Source organism: Campylobacter felis, assembly GCF_030250085.1.
GTDB lineage: Bacteria > Campylobacterota > Campylobacteria > Campylobacterales > Campylobacteraceae > Campylobacter_D > Campylobacter_D upsaliensis.
In genome coordinates this window covers 1-740 of sequence record NZ_JANURX010000042.1, presented here as the reverse complement: position 1 = coordinate 740, position 740 = coordinate 1, and the positions used below count along the sequence as shown (strand labels likewise).

1 protein-coding gene is annotated in these 740 nt (G+C 32.3%); it reads right to left on the bottom strand.

What is annotated here, in order from left to right; all coding sequences use genetic code 11:
- On the bottom strand, nucleotides 1–740 hold a 740-nt coding region (locus NYG92_RS09145), incomplete at both ends, for a PBECR2 nuclease fold domain-containing protein (RefSeq protein WP_289234211.1).

Here is a 740-nt window from a genome sequence, read left to right as displayed (position 1 = left end):
ATCATACTGATTAAGATAGTTTCTAAAAGTGTATAAAATATGTGAAAATTCCCTTTGCTCATCTTTACTTAAGGCTTTAAAATCATCTAAATACAACGACCCGTCAAGACTCCCTCCATATCTTTGACAAAAATGCTCATAATTATCCACTACTTCACTTAAAGTATTGTTTATTTGTGCTATAATTTCTGTGTTAGATTTGTTGGGCGCAGATAGAACCCCTGTAAAAGCTTGTTGGGCTGTGGAATCTCGAAGTTTGGAATCTAACTTCAAAATTTCCTTTGCTTTATCAAGCTTATTTAAAAGATTATTATTTTTCTTTGGTGCTAAGGATAAAGCCTTAAAAGCCTCTCCATAATCCCTATTTACATTGACAAAAAATAATTTATCATTAAAACTTTTCGCAAAAATTAAATCCTCATTTTCATCGATAAACACCGCTTCAGGCTCATTAAAAGTCTCTTTGATTTGTAGGATATATTTTTCACGCTTATTTTTTATAAGCTTTTCCAAATCTTTTTTGTTTAGCTTAATCTCCTTACCTAAACGCTCTTTTAAATCGACTGGAATTTCTACTATTGCTTCCTCATCTAAACTTTTAAGCCCAAACGCCTCTAACCACTCTTTTTGTGCTTCTTTTAACGCCTCTTCTTCTTTGATTTTCGCCTTGATTTTGTCCAAATCCCTCTCTAAATGCCTTATTAAAAAGGCTTTTTCCTTACCATTTAAGGCACTTTGCT